The organism is Haloglomus litoreum (genome assembly GCF_029338515.1).
GTDB classification, from domain to species: domain Archaea; phylum Halobacteriota; class Halobacteria; order Halobacteriales; family Haloarculaceae; genus Haloglomus; species Haloglomus litoreum.
Genome location: NZ_CP119988.1, coordinates 4,455,205 through 4,472,583, shown reverse-complemented (window position 1 = coordinate 4,472,583; position 17,379 = coordinate 4,455,205). Strand labels below are relative to the sequence as shown.

The 17,379-nt window shown below is 72.7% G+C and carries 21 protein-coding genes; 12 read left to right on the top strand and 9 right to left on the bottom strand.

Annotated features, from left to right (window positions below; genetic code table 11):
- The first annotated feature begins 35 nt into the window (after nucleotides 1–35).
- The 6 genes from P2T62_RS22225 (at nucleotide 36) to P2T62_RS22200 (ending at nucleotide 5,582) form a co-directional block, all read left to right on the top strand.
- On the top strand, nucleotides 36–713 hold the full coding sequence (locus P2T62_RS22225; RefSeq protein WP_276259216.1) for a sensor domain-containing protein: 678 nt from the start codon (nucleotides 36–38) through the stop codon (nucleotides 711–713).
- A gap of 118 nt (nucleotides 714–831) precedes the next feature.
- Nucleotides 832–2,127, top strand: coding sequence for a kynureninase (gene kynU / locus P2T62_RS22220; protein WP_276259215.1), 1,296 nt, complete (start codon nucleotides 832–834; stop codon nucleotides 2,125–2,127).
- An 80-nt stretch (nucleotides 2,128–2,207) separates the two neighbouring features.
- Nucleotides 2,208–3,377, top strand: a complete 1,170-nt coding sequence (locus P2T62_RS22215; protein WP_276259214.1) for a thiolase C-terminal domain-containing protein — start codon at nucleotides 2,208–2,210, stop codon at nucleotides 3,375–3,377.
- Nucleotides 3,374–3,766, top strand: coding sequence for a Zn-ribbon domain-containing OB-fold protein (locus P2T62_RS22210; RefSeq protein ID WP_276259213.1), 393 nt, complete (start codon nucleotides 3,374–3,376; stop codon nucleotides 3,764–3,766). The genes P2T62_RS22215 and P2T62_RS22210 overlap by 4 nt, the downstream gene beginning before the upstream one ends.
- Before the next feature lie 415 nt (nucleotides 3,767–4,181).
- Nucleotides 4,182–4,571 carry a hypothetical protein gene (locus P2T62_RS22205; protein WP_276259212.1) on the top strand — a complete coding sequence of 130 codons (390 nt, stop codon included), beginning with the start codon at nucleotides 4,182–4,184 and terminating at the stop codon, nucleotides 4,569–4,571.
- Between the two features lie 63 nt (nucleotides 4,572–4,634).
- Nucleotides 4,635–5,582, top strand: a complete 948-nt coding sequence (locus tag P2T62_RS22200; RefSeq protein ID WP_276259211.1) for an AAA family ATPase — start codon at nucleotides 4,635–4,637, stop codon at nucleotides 5,580–5,582.
- 38 nt (nucleotides 5,583–5,620) lie between these two features.
- On the opposite strand, the gene P2T62_RS22195 is transcribed toward P2T62_RS22200, so the two are convergent.
- Nucleotides 5,621–6,007 carry a hypothetical protein gene (locus tag P2T62_RS22195; RefSeq protein WP_276259210.1) on the bottom strand — a complete coding sequence of 129 codons (387 nt, stop codon included), beginning with the start codon at nucleotides 6,005–6,007 and terminating at the stop codon, nucleotides 5,621–5,623.
- A gap of 87 nt (nucleotides 6,008–6,094) precedes the next feature.
- On the opposite strand from P2T62_RS22195, the gene P2T62_RS22190 reads away from it, so the two are divergent.
- The 3 genes from P2T62_RS22190 to P2T62_RS22180 all read left to right on the top strand — a co-directional run bounded on the left by P2T62_RS22190 (nucleotide 6,095) and on the right by P2T62_RS22180 (nucleotide 9,562).
- Entirely contained in the window at nucleotides 6,095–6,565 is a 471-nt protein-coding gene (locus tag P2T62_RS22190) for a cupin domain-containing protein (protein WP_276259209.1), read from the top strand.
- 800 nt (nucleotides 6,566–7,365) lie between these two features.
- Nucleotides 7,366–8,748 carry an adenylosuccinate lyase gene (gene purB, locus P2T62_RS22185; protein ID WP_276259208.1) on the top strand — a complete coding sequence of 461 codons (1,383 nt, stop codon included), beginning with the start codon at nucleotides 7,366–7,368 and terminating at the stop codon, nucleotides 8,746–8,748.
- Between the two features lie 79 nt (nucleotides 8,749–8,827).
- Entirely contained in the window at nucleotides 8,828–9,562 is a 735-nt protein-coding gene (locus tag P2T62_RS22180; RefSeq protein WP_276259207.1) for a TVP38/TMEM64 family protein, read from the top strand.
- Between the two features lie 10 nt (nucleotides 9,563–9,572).
- Here the strand turns inward: P2T62_RS22180 and P2T62_RS22175 are convergent, their stop codons facing one another.
- From P2T62_RS22175 to P2T62_RS22165, 3 genes are all read right to left on the bottom strand, one after another.
- Nucleotides 9,573–10,799 (bottom strand): endonuclease/exonuclease/phosphatase family protein, encoded by a 1,227-nt coding sequence (locus P2T62_RS22175; RefSeq protein ID WP_276259206.1) that lies wholly within the window; start codon nucleotides 10,797–10,799, stop codon nucleotides 9,573–9,575.
- An 81-nt stretch (nucleotides 10,800–10,880) separates the two neighbouring features.
- Nucleotides 10,881–11,339: a hypothetical protein gene (locus P2T62_RS22170; protein ID WP_276259205.1), complete on the bottom strand. Its 459-nt coding sequence runs from the start codon at nucleotides 11,337–11,339 to the stop codon at nucleotides 10,881–10,883.
- Between the two features lie 57 nt (nucleotides 11,340–11,396).
- Nucleotides 11,397–12,008 carry a class I SAM-dependent methyltransferase gene (locus tag P2T62_RS22165; RefSeq protein WP_276259204.1) on the bottom strand — a complete coding sequence of 204 codons (612 nt, stop codon included), beginning with the start codon at nucleotides 12,006–12,008 and terminating at the stop codon, nucleotides 11,397–11,399.
- A 195-nt stretch (nucleotides 12,009–12,203) separates the two neighbouring features.
- On the opposite strand from P2T62_RS22165, the gene P2T62_RS22160 reads away from it, so the two are divergent.
- On the top strand, nucleotides 12,204–13,379 hold the full coding sequence (locus tag P2T62_RS22160) for a site-2 protease family protein (protein WP_276259203.1): 1,176 nt from the start codon (nucleotides 12,204–12,206) through the stop codon (nucleotides 13,377–13,379).
- Between the two features lie 12 nt (nucleotides 13,380–13,391).
- On the opposite strand, the gene P2T62_RS22155 is transcribed toward P2T62_RS22160, so the two are convergent.
- The 3 genes from P2T62_RS22155 to P2T62_RS22145 all read right to left on the bottom strand — a co-directional run bounded on the left by P2T62_RS22155 (nucleotide 13,392) and on the right by P2T62_RS22145 (nucleotide 15,018).
- Nucleotides 13,392–13,685, bottom strand: a complete 294-nt coding sequence (locus tag P2T62_RS22155) for a DUF7526 family protein (RefSeq protein ID WP_276259202.1) — start codon at nucleotides 13,683–13,685, stop codon at nucleotides 13,392–13,394.
- Nucleotides 13,686–13,781: 96 nt separating this feature from the next.
- Nucleotides 13,782–14,567 carry a class I SAM-dependent methyltransferase gene (locus P2T62_RS22150; RefSeq protein ID WP_276259201.1) on the bottom strand — a complete coding sequence of 262 codons (786 nt, stop codon included), beginning with the start codon at nucleotides 14,565–14,567 and terminating at the stop codon, nucleotides 13,782–13,784.
- Between the two features lie 79 nt (nucleotides 14,568–14,646).
- Nucleotides 14,647–15,018 carry a 30S ribosomal protein S8e gene (locus P2T62_RS22145; RefSeq protein ID WP_276259200.1) on the bottom strand — a complete coding sequence of 124 codons (372 nt, stop codon included), beginning with the start codon at nucleotides 15,016–15,018 and terminating at the stop codon, nucleotides 14,647–14,649.
- Nucleotides 15,019–15,175: 157 nt separating this feature from the next.
- Between P2T62_RS22145 and P2T62_RS22140 the strand changes: the two genes are divergently transcribed.
- Both P2T62_RS22140 and P2T62_RS22135 read left to right on the top strand, forming a co-directional pair.
- A complete protein-coding gene (locus tag P2T62_RS22140; protein WP_276259199.1) occupies nucleotides 15,176–15,526 on the top strand; it encodes a DUF7855 family protein in 351 nt (116 codons plus the stop codon).
- The gene (locus P2T62_RS22135) at nucleotides 15,523–16,395 is read left to right on the top strand and encodes a DUF7856 family protein (RefSeq protein ID WP_276259198.1); all 873 of its coding nucleotides are present in this window, start codon (nucleotides 15,523–15,525) and stop codon (nucleotides 16,393–16,395) included. The genes P2T62_RS22140 and P2T62_RS22135 overlap by 4 nt, the downstream gene beginning before the upstream one ends.
- Nucleotides 16,396–16,421: 26 nt before the next feature.
- Here the strand turns inward: P2T62_RS22135 and P2T62_RS22130 are convergent, their stop codons facing one another.
- Complete coding sequence (locus P2T62_RS22130; protein WP_276259197.1) at nucleotides 16,422–16,898, bottom strand: cupin domain-containing protein; 477 nt, start codon at nucleotides 16,896–16,898, stop codon at nucleotides 16,422–16,424.
- Between the two features lie 60 nt (nucleotides 16,899–16,958).
- Nucleotides 16,959–17,369 (bottom strand): PaaI family thioesterase, encoded by a 411-nt coding sequence (locus P2T62_RS22125; RefSeq protein ID WP_276259196.1) that lies wholly within the window; start codon nucleotides 17,367–17,369, stop codon nucleotides 16,959–16,961.
- Between the last annotated feature and the right edge of the window lie 10 nt (nucleotides 17,370–17,379).

The following is a 17,379-nucleotide window of genomic DNA, read 5'->3' as shown; positions in this document are numbered from 1 at the left end:
ATAAGCGGTTCCCGCCCCCAGGTCCGGGTGTACCGATGAGTCACTCACCGCAACGTGGTTCCGCCGCTGCCCTCCGGCAGTTCCTCGGCGTCCCGTTCCGTGCACAGACGTACCGCAACCTGGCATACCTGGCGCTGGCGTTCCCGCTCGGGCTGGCCTACTTCGTCGGCGTCTCGGTCGGCCTCTCGACGGGGCTCGGCCTCGCCGTCACGCTGGTTGGCCTCCCGCTGCTGGTGCTGACGCTGGCCGCGGCAGTCGGCCTCGCGGGCTTCGAGGCGAAGCTCGCGTCCTGGCTCGTCGGCGTGGACGCGACCCCGCCGGCGGCACTGCGCGGCATGGACCAGCCGCTCGACGGCGTCGACGGACTGGTCGACGCGACGAAGCGCCTGGTCACCACGCCGACCACGTGGACGGGCCTCCTGCTCGTCCTGCTGAAGCTCGCGTTCGGCGTCGTGGCGTTCACCGCCCTGGTCACCGCGGGCGCCGTCGCCGGGTCGCTGCTCACGGCCCCGCTGTTCTACGACGCGCCCGGCGTGACCTACACCACCGGCGCGTACGCCGTGGACACGCTGCCCGAGGCGCTCGCCGCCGCGGGCCTCGGCGTGCTGGTGGCGCTGGTCTCGCTGCACCTCCTGAACGGGCTCGCGAAGCTCGGCGCCGTCGCCACGGCCCTCCTGCTGGGCGACGGTGTCGACCCGGCCACCGAGGCCTGACCGACACGGAACCGCTCTACCGACCATCCCCGGTCCCCGACGCTGCCGTCGGCCATCCCCTGCCGCCTCCTCGCCCCGACGCGCAAGAGGCATGTCGGTCGCCCCGTACACGGAACCAATGACCGACACGCCGGGCGAGGCGCCCGACACGGATGCCGACCGGCTGACACGGGAGTGGGCCGAGCGACGCGACGCAGCGGACTGGTCGCTGGCCGACGCGTTCGACGTGCCGGGGACGTACATGGAGGGGAACTCCCTGGGTCCCATCTCCGACCACGCCGAGGCCGCCGTCGAGGACCTCCTGACGGAGTGGCGCGAGCTGGGCGTCGAGGGGTGGAGCGAGTCGGACTGGTTCGAGTGGGGCGAGCGCCTCGGGAGCCGGATCGCGCCGATGGTCGGCGCCCACGAGGACGAGGTCGTCTGCGCCAACAGCACGACGGTCAACCTCCACACGCTCGTCGGCACCTTCCTCCGCGAAGCCGAGGGCTCGACGGTGCTCGTGAACGAGCTGGACTTCCCGAGCGACCACTACGCCGTCCGGGCCCAGCTCCGCGAGCGTGGGCTCGACCCCGACGCGGGGCTCATCCAGGTCGAGTCGCGCGACGACCGGACGGTCCGGGCCGAGGACGTGGCGGCGGCCCTCGACGCCCACCCCGAGGTCGGCGTCGTGCTGATGCCCTCCGTCCTCTACCGCTCGGGCCAGCTCCTCGACATCGCGGCCATCACCGAGGCCGCCCACGCCCACGACGCGCTCGTGGGCTTCGACTGCGCGCACTCTGTCGGCGTCGTCCCGCACGACTTCGCCGACGTGGGCGTCGACTTCGCGGTCTGGTGTGGCTACAAGTACCTCAACGGTGGTCCTGGCGCCGTTGCGGGGCTGTACGTCAACCGCCGCCACCACGGGACGATGCCGTCGCTGGCGGGCTGGTGGGGCCACGAGAAGGCGACGCAGTTCGAGATGAACGAGCGGTTCACCCCCGCGGAGAGCGCTGGGGCGTGGCAGATCGGGACGCCGCCGCTGCTGGCGATGGCGCCGCTCCGGGGCGTGCTGGACCTGTTCGACGAGCGCGGTGTGACGGTCGAGGCCCTCCGCGAGCGCTCGCTCGCGCTGACGGACTCCCTGCTCGACCTGGCCGGCGAGCGCCTCCCGGAGTGCGAGGTCGCGACGCCGCGGGCGCCCGACGAGCGGGGTGGACACGTCGCGCTCGAACACCCCGAGGCCTACCGTATCGGCGAGGCGCTGGCAGCCCGGGATGTCGTCGTCGACGTCCGGCCGCCGGACGTGGTGCGGCTGTGTCCGGCACCGACCCACGTCGGGTTCGCGGACGTGTGGGACGCGGTCGACGCGTTCCGGGCGGTACTCGACGAGGCGGCGTACGAGAACTACGAGCCCCCCGGCGGCGGCGTCACCTGAGGGCGCCCGCCCGGGCTCGGCGTGCGGTCGGGCCGCGCAGGTTGCGCAGATATTTGTCGGTCGGTGACCTGTCCGGTAGCATGGACCGAACACCGCCCCGCGTCGCCGGCGTGGGGTTGACGCACTTCGGCGTCCACCCGGAGCGGACGGGTCGTGATCTGTTCGCCGAGGCGGCCGAGCGCGCGTTCGCGGACGCGGCCGTCCCCCGCGAGGACGTCGACGCGCTGTACTACGGCAACTTCATGGGCGAACTGACCGAGCACCAGGGCCACCAGGCGCCGCTGATGGCCGAGGCCGCCGGGCTGACCTGCCCGGCGACGCGCTACGAGAACGCGTGTGCCTCCTCCGGCGTCGCCGTACGCGAGGCCGTCCGCGCCGTGCGCAACGGGGAGGCCGACGTCCTCCTCGTGGGCGGCGCCGAGCGGATGAACAACGTCGGGACAGCCGGCTCCACCGAGGGTCTGGCGGTCGCCGCGGACGACCTGTTCGAGGTCCGCGCCGGCGTCACCTTCCCCGGCGCGTACGCCCTGATGGCGCGGGCCTACTTCGACGAGTTCGGCGGCTCGCGCGAGGACCTCGCGCACGTCGCGGTGAAGAACCACGACAACGCGCTGGACAACGAGTTCGCGCAGTACCGGCAGGCCATCGACGTGGAGACGGCGCTCGAGGCGCCACCCATCGCCGAGCCGCTCGGCCTGTACGACTCCTGTCCCATCACGGACGGTGCGAGCGCGTTCCTGCTCGTGAGCGAGGCCTACGTCGCCGAGCACGACCTCGATGCGCCCGTCGCCATCGCCGGGACGGGTCAGGGCGGCGACCACCTCGCCCTGCAGGACCGCACGGACCTCGCGTTCGCACCTGCGACGGAGGCCGCCGCGGACGAGGCCTTCGCCGACGCCGGCGTCGAGCGCGCCGCCGCCGCCTTCGCGGAGGTCCACGACTGCTTCACCATCGCGGAGGTGCTGGCGCTGGAGGGGCTGGGGTTCTACGACCGCGGGGCGGCCGTCGGGGCCGCCCGCGCGGGCGAGACGACCGCCGACGGCGACCTGCCGGTCAACCTCTCGGGCGGCCTGAAGGCGAAGGGCCACCCGGTCGGCGCGACCGGCGCCGCGCAGGTCGTGGAGGCGACTCGCCTCCTGCGTGGCGACCACCCCAACAGCGACGCCGTCGACGGCGACGTGGGTGTGACACACAACGCGGGTGGCACCGTGGCGAGTGCGGTGGTCCACGTGCTGGAGGTGCGGTCATGAGCGACGATTTCACCCCCGAGAACCCGGCGCCGGACGGCGAGTACGACGCGTGGCTGGACGCCGTCGACGCGGGCGACGGGTACCACCTCGTCTGCGACGAGGGGCACGGCTGGCTGCCGCCCCGCCGGGTCTGCCCGCGCTGTGGCGGTGACCTCCGCGAGGAACCGCTGCCCGACTCCGGGGCGGTCGCGACGTTCACCGTCGTCCACGTCCCGACGCCGTCGTTCGCGGCCGAAGCGCCGTACGCGACCGTCGTGGCCGACTTCGGCGGGGTCCGGCTGACCGGCGTCGCCCGTCAGTTCGAGGACCTGGCGGTCGGTGACAGCGTCGCCCCCGCGGTCGGTGAGCGCGAGGACGGCGAGCGGCTCCTGCTACTGGAGCGGGCCTGAGGCGGTTACCGCACGGGCAGTACGGCCGTCCATTCGCAGTCCAGACACTGCCGGAGGCCCTGGACGTTCGCCACCTCGCCGTCGCAGTTCGGACAGTGTGGCTCTCGGTGCTCCACGTGTCGTGGTACCACACCTCGGTAGTTGAAGCTATCCCCGCCGACCAGGTCTCGCCGTAGCGTGGCTCGTCTGCGATTTCGTAATCAAAAACTCTCAAAATAATTGTAATCTTGTCTGTTATTCTGATATAGCGGATTGAGATGTTGAAGGTTCGCCGTTCGATATCAACATCTTTGCCGACGTGTCGCGCCGACGGGCCGATTCTGTATCGCGACATACGATTTATCGGCCTGTTCGCCCCTCGCTCGGTCCACCCGTATCGGAACCGGTAAACCGGCGGCGTGTGGCCCGTCTTCGCATGGCACCCACCTCGCTGCTCGGGAGTCTCGCGACGCTGCTGTTCGGCGTCGTGTCGGTCGTCAAGCCCGACATCACGGCGAAGGTCGTCTCCCTCGAACCGCTCGACGCTGCCGGCCGCTCGGAGGTCACGACCGTCTTCGGCGGCGTGTTCACCACCCTCGGGATCCTCGGGTTGGCCGGGGAGGAGCGACCGGTGACGCTCGTCTGGATCGGCGTCGTTCTCGCGCGCATCGCCTCCTTCCGTGACCAGGAGGCCATCACCGCCGACACCATCGTCGGCCTGCTGGTCGAGATCGGCATCCTGGGTCTGTTCCTCGCACCGGAGGGCGGCGACGACGAACCCGCGGTCGAGGTGGAGGTCCCCGGCGCGGACGCGGGCGGGGACTGACCCGGTACGGCCGGCCTTTTCGCGGCACGCCACACTCAAGCCGCCGGCGGGCCTGGCCCGTCCATGGACGTTGTCGAGGCCAGCGACGCGTGCGAGGCGGTGCTGGACACGGTCTCCGGGGCGGTCATCGCGGACCGGACGGTGCTGGAGACGACGCTGCTGGGCGTGGTGTCGGGCGGACACGTGCTGCTGGAGGACGTGCCGGGGACGGGCAAGACCCTGACCGCGCGGTCGCTGGCGACCGCGCTGGGGCTGGAGTTCTCGCGCATCCAGTTCACGCCCGACCTCCTCCCCTCGGACGTGACCGGGACCCACGTCTACAACGAGCGCGACCGCGAGTTCGAGTTCCGCGAGGGGCCCGTGTTCGCGAACGTCGTCCTGGCCGACGAGATCAACCGCGCGCCGCCGAAGACCCAGGCGGCGCTGCTGGAGGCGATGGAGGAGGAGCAGGTGACCGCCGACGGGGAGACCCGCCAGCTCCCGGACCCGTTCTTCGTCATCGCGACGCAGAACCCCGTCGAGCAGGAGGGGACCTTCCCGCTGCCCGAGGCGCAGGTCGACCGGTTCGCGGTGAAGACGGCGCTGGGCTACCCGGACGAGGACGGCGAGGTGGAGCTGCTGCGCCGGCGGGCCGACCGCCGGACTCGCGCGCCTGCGGTCGAGCCCGTCCTCGACCGCGAGCGGGTGCGCGCGCTCCGCGAGAGCCCCGAGGACGTGCGTGTCGACGAGGACCTCCTCCGGTACGTGGCCCAACTGGCCCGCGCGACCCGGGAGGACCGCCGGGTCGCGGTCGGTGTCTCCCCCCGCGGGACCCAGCGGCTGTTCGAACTCGCGCGCGCCAACGCCGCCCTCGCGGGCCGGGACTACGTCACGCCCGACGACGTCACGCGGGTCGCGCGCCCGACGCTCACGCACCGGCTCGTCCTCACCCCGGACGCGCAGGTCGAGGACGCCGAGAAGGGCGACGTCATCGAGGCGGCGCTGGACTCGGTCCCGGTTCCGACGGTCTGAGTCGGGCGGTCCGAGCGGTCTCGCTTCCGTGGGTGTCCTCAGTCGTCCTCCTGCGACGAGAGCGTGGCCGCCACCTCCTCGGCGACCGCCTGGACCCGCTCGGGTGCCCGGTACTCCCGGCGCTCGACCAGCGCGGTGACCAGGAGCAGGCCCGCCAGCGCCGCGGCGGCGACCGCCTTCGAGTCCGTCGGGTCGGCGGTGTCGAGCGCCCGGTGGAGCCAGAAGAGGTCGGCCAGCGGTGAGCCGTGGGCGGCCTTCAGGCTCGTGGCCGCCACCGGACTGACCCAGTGGGCGTCGGGGACCATCGCCCAGCCGCCGCCGAGCCCGGACAGCAGCCGCGGGTAGCGGACCCCCGGGACCAGGTAGGTCAGGACCAGCGCCGTCAGGGCGGCGCCGACGGCGAAGTGCGTGATGGCGAGCGACACGGTCGTCCTTCGTCGCCGGTCGGCATGAGCGTTGGCCGCCCGGCGACGCCCCCCTGTTTCATGTGTCCGCCACCCATCTGGCCGCCCATGGAGAAGGTGGCAATCAGCGAGCTGGCGACGGACAACAACCCCGGCGGTGGCGAGGATTCGGCACGCCGCGTGGGCGAGGCACTCGGGACCGCCGACGTGGGCCTGAGCCATTACGAACTCGACGCCGGGCAGAACCTCTCGGGCGGCGTCCACACCCACATGGACCAGGAGGAGATCTTCTACGTCCTGGACGGGACGGTCACCTTCCAGACGCTCGACGACGAGGTCGAGGTCGAGGGTGGCGAGGTCGTCCGGTTCGCCCCCGGCGACTTCCAGCAGGGCAAGAACGAGTCCGACGAGTCCGCGACGCTGCTCGGCATCGGCGCCCCGAAGCCCTCGACGGACGTGCGCGTCCCGCAGCCGTGTGGCGCGTGCGGCGAGTCGGACACGCTCCGGTTCGTCCCCGGCGACGACGGGATGGTGCTGCAGTGCCCGGAGTGCGGCGAGACCTTCGAGATGCCGGGGTAAGGAGCGAATAGTCTGTCAAGTAGCTGCTTATCTAAATTGTGCCGAGGATTATTGGTTAATGGGGTGGTCTGTGTCTCTGCTCGGGACTCTGACGACGGAACCACCTCCGAAGCCCTCGCACTCTCGACCATCCGGGAGTCGCTGCGCTCCTCGGTCGCGTTGCTCCCTGCGGTGCTTGCTTCCTCCGGGCTGGGTCGAGAGCGCTCGCCTTCCGGCAGAGCAAGCTCTGGCGGCGTTCGCCTCACTCCGTTCGGCTCACCTTCGATTCCGCCAGGGGGTTGCGTTTCGCGTCGAGCGACGCGTGTGGTGGTTCCAGCGGAGGGCTGGTTCCCCTACACCTCCCCGCGCCAGCGCCGGTGACCGCCGAACACGCTCGCTTCGTCGTCGGGCTACGCCCGACTGCAAGCGGGACGGAGTCCCGCCCTGCTCGCGGTTCGACGTGGTGGCGCTGGCGCGCTTCCTGACTCGGAACCGACCGGCCGACCAACCGCTCTCCGGCCGGGCCGCGCGTGCCGAGCGCTAGCGAGGCCGCGCAACCCGGGGAAGGGCAGGGCTACACGCCCGTGGACCGTTCTATGTTCCTGGCGGACTCGAAGGGCGAGCGCTCTCGTCACCGCCCCGACGACGTAAGCACCGCAGCGACCGGAGGGAGCGAGGAGCGCAGCGAGTCGCGGCGGTACGAGAGCGCGAGGGCTTCGTAGGTGCTTCCGTCGTCGCTGTCACCTCCTCAGCCGCCGAACCGTCCCGATCCATCACGCCCATTCGACACCGCTTTCCCGGCCCTCACACAGGAATAACGTATGAGCCACCGTTCCGCGCTGCACGCCGTCTCGCCCCTCGACGGGCGCTATGCGCGCTACACCGAACCCCTCGTCCCGTACGCCAGCGAGGCCGCGCTGATGCGTGCCCGGGTCGAGGTCGAGGTGGAGTACCTCTGTGCGCTGGCCGACCTCGACGCGGTCCCGCTCACGCTCGACGAGGACAACCGCGAGCTGCTCCGGGACCGCTACCGGCAGTTCTCGGAGACCGACGCGAAGGCCATCAAGCAGCTCGAGACGGAGGGGTGGGCCGGCTACGAGGCCACCAACCACGACGTGAAGGCGGTCGAGTACTTCCTCCGCGAGCACACGGCCGACCGCATCCACCCCTGGATCCACTTCGGCCTCACCAGCGAGGACGTGAACAACCTCGCGCACCGCCTCCTGCTCCAGCCCGCGGTGGAGGAGGTGCTCGTCCCCGCACTGCGGGAGGTGCGCGACGCGCTGGCCGACCTCGCGCGGGAGCACCGCGACCTCCCGATGCTCGCACGCACCCACGGCCAGCCCGCGACGCCGACGACGTTCGGCAAGGAGATGGCCGTCTACGCCGCGCGGCTGGGCCGGGCGCTCGGGCGCATCAAGGAGGCCGCGGACGGCCTCTCGGGCAAGCTCGCGGGCGCGTCGGGCACGTACGCCGCCCACCACGCCGCCTACCCGGACGTGGACTGGCGGTCGTTCTCCGCGGCGTTCGTGGAGTCGCTCGGGCTGGAGCACACGCCGCTGGCGACACAGGTCAACCCCTGTGACGACCTGGCGACGCTGTTCGACGCGCTCCGCGGGGCCAACAACGTGGTGCTGGACCTGAACCTGGACTGCTGGCTCTACGTCAGCCAGCGCTACCTCGGGCAGGAGGCCGTCGCGGGCGAGACCGGTTCGAGCACGATGCCGCACAAGGTCAACCCCATCGACTTCGAGAACGGCGAGGGCAACTGCTCGAAGGCCAACTCCGATCTGGTCTTCCTCGGGGACTACGTGACCGACTCGCGGCTCCAGCGCGACCTCTCGGACTCGACGGTCAAGCGCAATATGGGCGCCGCGCTGGCGCACTGTCTCATCGGCTACCAGAAGACCGCCCGCGGGCTCGAGAAGGTCGTCCCGCGCGAGGACGTGATGCGAGAGGACCTCGAACGGAACCCCGAGGTCATCGGCGAGGCCGTCCAGACCATCCTCCGGCGCGAGGGACGGGCCGACGCCTACGAGCAGGTGAAGGAACTCACGCGGGGCCAGCGCGCCTCGATCGCGGACTTCCGCGACCTGTTCGACGAGCTGGACGTCGACGACTCGGTGCGCGAGGAGCTGCGGGCGCTCACGCCCGCCGGCTACACGGGGCTGGGTGACGAGCTGGTGGACGAACTCGACGACTGAGCCGCGCGCGCCGACCGGCTCCGCATTGTCACCGGCAATCACGGCGAAGGATTATGCCCTGGGCGCGCGAATCCAAACCGTGAGTTCCGGCACCCCCACCGAGCAGTCCCGAGCACCAGCACTCGCGGTGGTCGCCGGTGCCGTCACGCTCGTCGTGGCGGCCGTCGCGGTGGCGGTGTTCTGGGACCGGCTCGCCCCGCTGACCGACCCGGGGGTCCTGACCGCGCTCGTCCGGGACGCCGGCCCGGCGGCGCCGCTCGTCTTCTTCCTGCTGCAGGTCGTCCAGGTCATCGTCGCCCCCATCCCCGCGCCGGCGGTGGCGCTGATGGGTGGGTTCCTGTTCGGCCCCTTCGTCGGGTCACTGCTCTCGATCGCGGGTGTCGCGGCGGGGTCGGCGCTGGCGTTCTGGCTGGCCCGCCGGTTCGGCCGCGTCGCCGTCGAGCGGTTCGTCCCCGCGGGCGCCATCGCCCGCTTCGACGCGCTGACCGCCCGGCGCGGGGCGGTGGGGCTGTTCCTCGCGTTCCTCGTTCCCGGCTTCCCCGACGACGCCCTCTGTTTCGTCGGTGGCCTCACGACCATCCCCCTCCGACGGCTGGTGGCCATCGCGGTCCTCGGGCGCACGCCGACGGTCATCGCCCTGAGTCTGGTCGGCGCCGGCATCGCCGACGGCGACATCGCGCTGGTCGTCGGCCTCGGCGGCGCGGTGGTCGCGCTGTCGCTGGTCGGGTACCTCTTCCGGACCCGCATCATGGGGGGAGCCCCCGTCCCCGCCGCGGCCGTCTCCGAGGACGGCGAGGCCGGCGGGTCACGGTGACCCGGTCCGCTCACCCGAACAGCAGGCCCTGCAGGAGCGGCACGAACTCGCGCGTCCGCGGCTCGACCCGGACGTCGGCGACGACGCCCGCGTGGTCGGAGGACCACAGCCGCACGGGTCCGTCCGGCGTGTCGACCTCGATGCGGTCGCCGGGGTCGGTGTCCGTCCGCCGCGCGGCCAGCGGCACCACCGGCCCCGCCGTCATGACGTGGTCCACGCGGCTGCGCAGCCGGGAGCGGTTGTTCCGCAGGAGTTCGCCCTGGCAGCAGGTCGGCCCCGGTTCGTCCCTGAGCGCCGCCCAGGTGTCCCGGAGGCCGCTCTCGACGAGCCGCTCGTATGCGCTCGACCGGTCGCCCTCGGGGGTGGTGTTCAGGTCGCCCGCGAGCACGACGGGTCCGTCACGGCGCTCGATCAGCCCGGCCAGCTGGACGGCCTGTGCCTCCCGGACGATCCGGCTCGCCACCGCGAGGTGCGTCGTCACGAAGCTGAACCGCGCCCCCTCGAGTTCGACCGTCGCGAGCGCGTACCCCCGGGTGACGGACACCCGGGTCCCGTCCTCCAGCACGGCACTGACGTTGAGTCCGTAGTCGCCGTCGTCCGTCGACCGGACGGTGAGGTCGTCGCGCACGAGGACCACGTCCCGGTCGGTGAGTCGGACGTCGAACCGTTCCCCGTCGGGCCCCTCGGCCGGGAACTCCTCGTCGAGGTTCCCGCTCACGACCGCGACCTCGTACCCCACGTCGAAGTCGTAGCGCTCGAGTTCGGCCTCCAGCCCGTCGGTCAGCAGCTCGAGGAAGTCGTACACCTCCCGCTCGGCGTTCGGCTCGGACCCGCCGGTGTAGTCGTTCGGGCCGCGGCGGATGCGGGCGACCTCCTGCAGCCCGACGACGGCGGGCAGTTCCGCGGCGAGCCCGGCGGCGATGGCTCGCATCCGCTCGCCCGGCGCGCTCGCGCGGACCTGCTGGTAGCGCTCGTACACCTGCGCCGGCTCGACCTGCAGGGAGTCGGTGTCGACGAAGCCGTAGAGGCGCGCACCGAGCCCGAGGTTCCGGGTCACCACCCGGACGTTCCGGGGGACCGGGACCGACCAGCCGTCGGGGGCGTCGTCGGATTGTGTCGCGGTCGCGGCCGCCGGGGTCGCGAGTCCCGCCAGCCCGAGGCCGCTCGCCGCACCGCCGGCTGCGCGGAGGACCGACCGCCGGCTCGGAGCCGCCGACTCGTCGCGGGGATGCGTCATCGACTGATGACTACATCGTTCGGCCGTATAATGACGGGGGCCGGGAGGCACGGGGGTCCGCTGCGGGGGCCGCCCGCTGTGCTATAGCCGGCCCGATCCCGACGAGACGCCGGCGTCGCCGGTGAACTCGCGCCAGTGCTGGAGCGCCCAGTAGGCGATGCCGGTCCCGACGAGGCCGGCAGCGAGGAAGTACAGCAGCGTCCGCGAGACGAGCACCTCCTGGGGGTTGGCGGCGGCGTACACCAGCCCCTCGCCGGACAGCGAGACGACGGCGAAGACGGCGACGGCGATGGCCGCGGTGGTGACGAGCGTGGCGCTCCCGTCGGCGCGGCCCCCGTAGCGCGTCTCGACCAGCAGCAGGCCGCCGACGAACGCGACGGCCATCGCCAGCACGTACACCGGGAGCCGGGCGTCGAAGCCGGGCGACCCCCCGTTGACGAGCGCGACGAGCCCCACGAAGCTCGCGGTCAGCACCACCGTCCCGGCGGCGACCAGCGCCGCCAGCCGGCCCGCCACCGTCCGGTCCAGCGTCCGTGCCATGCTGCCCGATGCTGGCGGCGCTCGGGGCATAGGCCTGTCGGCGACCCGGAGCCGCCGTCACTCCGCCGGGCGCCGGGGGTAGGTCTGGCTCCCGCCGCCCGTGTTGCGCGCGACGATCGTCGCCACCGCCGACGTGCGGCCGTCCTCGACGCGCGTCGTCTCCTCGTAGTGCAGTACCGTCAGGTCCAGTACCGCCCGGAGGAGGTCGTTCGACCGGAAGCGGTGGCGGTCGTCGCTCGGGCCGCGGTCGGCCTCGGGCGACCGCAGGTGGTGCTCGTAGCAGAGGACGCCGCCGGGCGCCAGCGCCTCCTTCAGGTCGGGGAGCAGCTCCAGCGCCCGGTAGAAGCTCACCGACACCACGTCGTAGGCCGATTCCGGGACACAGTAGGTGTCGAGGTCGGCCTGGATCCAGTCGACGTGCCCGTCGAGGTCCCGCTCTGCGGCCCGCTCCCGTGCCTCGTCCAGGCCGACGCCCGAGACGTCGACGGCGTCGACCTCGTACCCCGCCGCCGCCAGGAACAGCGCGTTCCGGCCGGTGCCGGTGGCGACGTCGAACGCCCGCCCCTCGGGGAGCGCGTCGGCGAACTCGCGCAGCGGTCGCGACGGCTCCTCGGGGAGCCGGAACGTCGCGTCCCGGTAGCGTTCGTCCCAGTAGGTCCGGTCGTCCATCGTCGGCGGGCTACGCGCCGGGGGCGCTTGAACGGGCGGGTGCGGGGTGGCGTGGATCGCCGGGCCGCGACCGGGCGCGGCGCGAGCGCCTGGTCGGTCCGTGGCCGCTCCAGCGACGGCGTGACGGCGCCGTTCCGCCCCGGAGTACGGCCGAGGACCGTGGATTTATTCGCCGTCGTCCCCGACTAGACGACGATGGAGGATTTCGACGCGCCGGCGGAGGGCCCGCCGGTGGCGGCGTTCTCGTCGGCGTTCCACGTCGAGGAGGTCCGCCAGGACGGCGACCGGCTGGTGTACGTCGGCGAGCCCCGCGTGGGCCAGCAGGCGCTGGAGCGGGAGGTGTGGCCGCTGTTCCGCGAGCACGGCTACGAGGTCCGGCTGACGACGGTCAAGGACAGCGAGACCGACCCCATCTCCGGGGTCGAACTCCACCAGAGCCGGCACGCCCTCGTCGCCGACCCGCGGAGCATGGGCATCGACGGTATCCCGTGGACGAACGTCGTGATGCTGCTGCTGACGGTTCTGACGACGCTGTTCGCGGGCACCATCTGGTACTACGAACCCCTCACGTCGCCGCTTGACCTCGTGACCGGCGACTCCTGGAAGTTCTCGGTCGCCGTCCTCTCGGTGCTGGGCATCCACGAGCTCGGCCACTACGTCCTCTCGCGCTACCACGACGTGGACGCCTCGTTGCCGTACTTCATCCCGGTCCCGACGTTCATCGGGACGCTGGGGGCGGTCATCCGGATGAAGGGGCGCATCCCGGACCGGGACGCGCTGTTCGACATCGGCGTCGCGGGGCCGCTCGCCGGCCTCGTCGCCGCGGTCGTCGTCTCCACCGTGGGGCTGCTGATGGACCCCATCAGCGTCCCGGCCAGCGTCCAGAACAGCCCGGACGCCATCGTCATCGAGTTCGGCTACCCGCCGCTGCTCCACGGGCTGTCGATGCTGACGGGTCAGCCGCTCACCTACAGCGACCCCTCGACCGCGGTCAATCCGGTCGTCTTCGGCGGCTGGATCGGCCTGTTCGTCACCTTCCTCAACCTCATCCCCGTCGGCCAGCTCGATGGTGGCCACCTCGTCCGTGCGATGGCCGGCGAGCAGGCCGAGCGCGTCGCCGCGTTCGTCCCGCTGGCCCTGTTCGCGCTCGCGGGCTACCTGTTCTTCGTGCAGGGGCTGGACATCCGCGACTCGGTCGCCATCTGGACGTTCTGGGGGTTCATCACCATCGGGCTGGCGTACGCGGGCCACGCGACGCCCATCTACGAGGAGCCGCTCGACCGCAAGCGGATGGCCGTGGGGCTGCTCACCTTCGCGCTGGGGCTGCTCTGCTTCACGCCGGTCCCGTTCCAGTACGTCAGCGGCTTCTGACCGCCCCCCGTTTCAGGTCCGCAGCTCCGTCGCCTCGTACACGCCCGGGAGGTCCGTCTCCCGGACCGTCGCCGTCACCTCGTCGCCCTCGGCGGCGCCCGTCTCCGAGACCAGCGTCGTCGCCTCGATGGGGCGGCGCGTGAAAAAGGAGCGCACCCGCTCGAACCAGGAGGGCTTCCCGCCGGCCCGGCAGACGAGGACGTAGCGCGACTCCGCGAGCGCCCGGAGCTCGTCCTCGATGTCGTAGTCGTCCAGTTCCTCCGGCCCGACGACGTGGAGCACCTCGCCGTCCAGCGTTCGGGTCATGTTCGGGTCCAGGCGCTCGATGGATATGGACCTTGTCCGGCCGCCGTGGCGCACCGGAACCGCCCCAGGACGCCCGGGCGACCGGCGTTCCGGCGGTCACTCCGGCAGCCGCGCCACCAGCCCGCCGCCGTACGGTGTCGGCGGGTCGACGAGGGCCGCCTCGGTGAACCCGGCCGCCTGCGCCACCCCGAGCAGCGCCGCCGGCTCGAACACCCTGATGGGGAGCGCCGCCTCGGCCTCGACGGTCTCGTCGGCGTCCCGGTCGCGGAGCGTGAACTCGTAGTCGTAGCGTCCCGCCCGGCCGAGCCTGTCCGGGCCCCGGTCCTCGACGTTCACGACGACCCGTCGGTCCACCCGGTACCGGTCCGACTCGACCGCGTCCTCGGTCGTGTAGCCGTGCACCAGGCTGTCGGTCAGCATGAAGTCACAGACCAGCGTTCCGCCGGGGCGCAGGCTCTCGGCGGCACGCTCGAACGCCGTCCGAACGCCGTCGGGGTCGCCCGGGGGGAGGTGCGCCAGCGAGTTCCCGGTCACGGTGAGGAGGTCGAACGCGTCGGGCGCGACGACCGTCCGGAGGTCAGCACGGACCAGCGCCGCGTCGGTCCGGCCGGCGGCCAGCCGGAGCATCGTCGCGCTGGTGTCGAGACCGACCGCCCGGTCGTACCGGTCGGCCAGGCGGGCGAGCAGTCGCCCGGTACCACAGGCACCGGCGGCGGCCGACGTGGCTCCCGCTGGCGCCTGGTCCGAGACGAACGCTGCGAGCGCATCGTAGTCGCAGCGCTCGGCGAAGAAGCGGTCGTACAGCGGGGCGAGCGCGCCGTAGAGGTCGGTCCCGGCGTCGGTGTCGGCGACGGCGTCCATCACCTGGCGGACCGGGTCCATCGGCGACGGCGACGGCTGCCGGGGTGATAAACGCTCCGCGGGAGCGGGAGGAGAACGGTCCGGGCGCTCCGGGGGGCGACTACTCGACGAGGACGGCGTTGATCTGGCCGTCCTGGCCGGGTCGGGAGGTGACGCGGGCCCGACCTTCGGAGGTCTCGACGATGGCGCCCTTCGTGACGATGTTACGGCGGACGTAGTTCGGGTTGGCGTCGTTCTCGGCGACGTTCTCGACCTCGGCGCTGACGGTGCCGTCGTCCGTGGCGACGGTCGCGCGGTTCGTCGTGATGGCACGGACCTTGGTCGTGCCGCCGCGGGCGTCGACCGTCTTCAGGCGGGGTTCGCCGACGCGGGTCTCCGTCGGGGAGTGGCCCATCTGGTGCTTGCGCTTCTTGTGGGTCCGGCGTCGCCGGCCACCGGTTCGCTTCGTCGTGGAGCGGCCCTGGAATTTCATACGGGGAACGAGGCCGAGCGACTACTTGAATCGCACGACTCCCGCCGCGACGCCCCGCTGCCGGCGTCTGCCGGCGCCGCCCGGCCTCGCGACCGCCTTCGTTCCGGCGGTCGTTCCATGCAGTAAATTTACGTCACATCGGGGAACAGGGCCGGCCGTGCTGCTGGTGGTGACCTACTCGCGGGCGGCCCGGCGCGACCTGCGGAACGTCTGTCGCGCCCACGAGGAGACGGTCGTCCGGCGGTTCGGCCGTGCCGCGCTGTTCGAGGCGACCGGACACGGCGCCTTCCTCGCTTGCCGGTTGCGCGAGAAACACTCCGACGACGTGCAGGTCGAGCGGACCCGCCCGTTCAACGAGTTCGCCGATGCCGACCCCGAGGTCCGCGAGGCCGCCGCCGCGTACGAGGCGCGCGACGAGCCGAGCACGCCCTATCGCCGGTTCGCCGCCGGCACCGACCACCCGGACCCGGCGGCCCTGAAGCGACGCGACCTCCCCGACGGGCGATGACTGCGACGGCGCCCGGGGCCGCCGACGCTCGCGCTCGCGTCCGGGTCCGTCTCGGCGACGGGGAGTGGTGGGGTCGGGCTCTCGACCTCGCGGCCCGGCCCGACGCGCCCGCTATCGCGCCCGACGCACTCGCGGCGGCCGTCCGTGACCCCGACGACGACCGCGTCCGCTGCCCGGCGCCCGATGCGGCGCACGAGCACGTCGGGCTGGTCGACGGCCGCGCGCTCGCCCGCCGGCGTGCGCTGGCGGCCGTCGCCCGGGCGCTCGGCCACCGCGCGTCGAACCGGGCCCGCATCGAGGAGCTGGCAGCCCGACTCGCGGACCACGACCCGCCGGCCGTCGACCTCCGCGCGGCCCGCGAGCGCGTGGCCGACGCCGGTGCCGACGTCGAGCGCCGGCGCGAGCGGGTCGCGACGTGCCGTGGCCGGGTGCAGGCCCTCCGGGAGGCCGGGGCCGATACCGCCGACGCCGAGGCCGCCCTGGAGACGGCCCAGCGGGCCCTCGCCGAGGCCGAGACCGAGCACGCGGCCGCCGAGCAGGCGCTCGCCCGCGCCCGCGAGCAGGCCCGGGCCGCGCGGGACGCCCGGGAGCGACGGCTGGAACTGGAGGACGCCCTGGCCAACGCCCGGCGCGAGGCACGGGCCGACCTCCCCGACCGCGTTCGCGAGCGGGTGACGGCGGCCGTCGTCGCGACCCCCGGTAGCCGGGCGACGGACCTGGCCAGGGCCGACCCCGTCACTGCTCGCCTGGCGCTGGCGCGGGTGGCGCCGCTGGCCGCGCCGGTGGTGCTGGCCGCCCGGCCCGCCCGTCGCTTCCCGGACGCGGCCGCCGCGAGCGACTGGCTCGACGCGCCCGTCATCCGTGTCTGAGGCGTCATCAGCGCCGAGGCTCCGACTCAGGGCTCGGTCTCCATCACGAAGCCACACGCCCGGCAGGTCGTCGTGACGGTCCCGCCGGTCTCGTCGAGGTCCACGTCGTGTTCCCCCTCCTCGCCGCAGTCCGGGCACTGGAACATCGAGACGGTCTCGTCCATCCCGGCGGGCGCGCCGAGCGCGAGCCCCCGGACCGGCTCGTCGCTGTCGTAGTGGTTGTAGCCCGTCTGGAACTCGCCGGGCGCGAACCGGATGGCCTCGCCCGCCGCGACGGCCACCTTGCCGTCCTCGGTCCTGAACTCCGCCTCGCCGTCGAGGACGATGAACAGCTCTTCCTGGTCGAGGTGCGTGTGGTAGCCGCCGGAGAAGTTCTCCCCCGGCTCGAGCTCGTAGTACATCACCGCCACGTCGGTCGCGCCCAGCGCCCGCCCCACGTCGCGCCGGTCGACCGGGCCGCTGAGTGCCGCCTGGGCCACGTCGTCGATGTCGACTCGCTCCATGCCGCGGCTCCGGGCCGATTCCGGATAAACCCCGGCGTGGCCGGAGGTGCCCGGGACCGCCTACCGCCTGACGTGCAGCGTGACCCGCCCCTCCGCGACCAGTCGCTCGTCCTCGCCCGTGCCGGTGGTCACCTCGACCCGGACGACGGCCATCGAGCCCCCGACCCGCAGCGCGGTCCCCTCGGCGGTCAGGTCGCCGTCTGCCGGTCGGAGGAAGGAGACGTTGAGGTCGGTCGAGGCGTGCGGCGTCGCCAGCGGGTCCGCCAGCGTCGTGCGCAGGACGGCCCCGCCGAGGTGGTCGATGAGCGTCGACACCACGCCGCCCTGGATGTTGTCGCTCCCGGGGTTCGTGAGCTCGTCGCGGTGGGGCAGCGAGGCACGGACCCACCCCTCCTCCTGGGCCTCGATGGTGATGCCCAGCCCACGGAGGTGGTCGTGCTCGGCGATGAACTCGTGGTTCGCGTCGGTCATGCCCCGCTCT

Coding starts and splice junctions, on each gene's coding strand:
- P2T62_RS22145 (WP_276259200.1), bottom strand. CDS start 15,018: ATGAAATTCCAGGGCCGCTCCACGACGAAGCGAACCGGTGGCCGGCGA.
- P2T62_RS22200 (WP_276259211.1), top strand. CDS start 4,635: ATGGACGTTGTCGAGGCCAGCGACGCGTGCGAGGCGGTGCTGGACACG.
- P2T62_RS22215 (WP_276259214.1), top strand. CDS start 2,208: ATGGACCGAACACCGCCCCGCGTCGCCGGCGTGGGGTTGACGCACTTC.
- P2T62_RS22175 (WP_276259206.1), bottom strand. CDS start 10,799: ATGACGCATCCCCGCGACGAGTCGGCGGCTCCGAGCCGGCGGTCGGTC.
- P2T62_RS22130 (WP_276259197.1), bottom strand. CDS start 16,898: ATGGAGCGAGTCGACATCGACGACGTGGCCCAGGCGGCACTCAGCGGC.
- P2T62_RS22205 (WP_276259212.1), top strand. CDS start 4,182: ATGGCACCCACCTCGCTGCTCGGGAGTCTCGCGACGCTGCTGTTCGGC.
- P2T62_RS22210 (WP_276259213.1), top strand. CDS start 3,374: ATGAGCGACGATTTCACCCCCGAGAACCCGGCGCCGGACGGCGAGTAC.
- purB (WP_276259208.1), top strand. CDS start 7,366: ATGAGCCACCGTTCCGCGCTGCACGCCGTCTCGCCCCTCGACGGGCGC.
- P2T62_RS22225 (WP_276259216.1), top strand. CDS start 36: ATGAGTCACTCACCGCAACGTGGTTCCGCCGCTGCCCTCCGGCAGTTC.
- P2T62_RS22155 (WP_276259202.1), bottom strand. CDS start 13,685: ATGACCCGAACGCTGGACGGCGAGGTGCTCCACGTCGTCGGGCCGGAG.
- P2T62_RS22170 (WP_276259205.1), bottom strand. CDS start 11,339: ATGGCACGGACGCTGGACCGGACGGTGGCGGGCCGGCTGGCGGCGCTG.
- P2T62_RS22160 (WP_276259203.1), top strand. CDS start 12,204: ATGGAGGATTTCGACGCGCCGGCGGAGGGCCCGCCGGTGGCGGCGTTC.
- kynU (WP_276259215.1), top strand. CDS start 832: ATGACCGACACGCCGGGCGAGGCGCCCGACACGGATGCCGACCGGCTG.
- P2T62_RS22135 (WP_276259198.1), top strand. CDS start 15,523: ATGACTGCGACGGCGCCCGGGGCCGCCGACGCTCGCGCTCGCGTCCGG.
- P2T62_RS22165 (WP_276259204.1), bottom strand. CDS start 12,008: ATGGACGACCGGACCTACTGGGACGAACGCTACCGGGACGCGACGTTC.
- P2T62_RS22125 (WP_276259196.1), bottom strand. CDS start 17,369: ATGACCGACGCGAACCACGAGTTCATCGCCGAGCACGACCACCTCCGT.
- P2T62_RS22150 (WP_276259201.1), bottom strand. CDS start 14,567: ATGGACCCGGTCCGCCAGGTGATGGACGCCGTCGCCGACACCGACGCC.
- P2T62_RS22190 (WP_276259209.1), top strand. CDS start 6,095: ATGGAGAAGGTGGCAATCAGCGAGCTGGCGACGGACAACAACCCCGGC.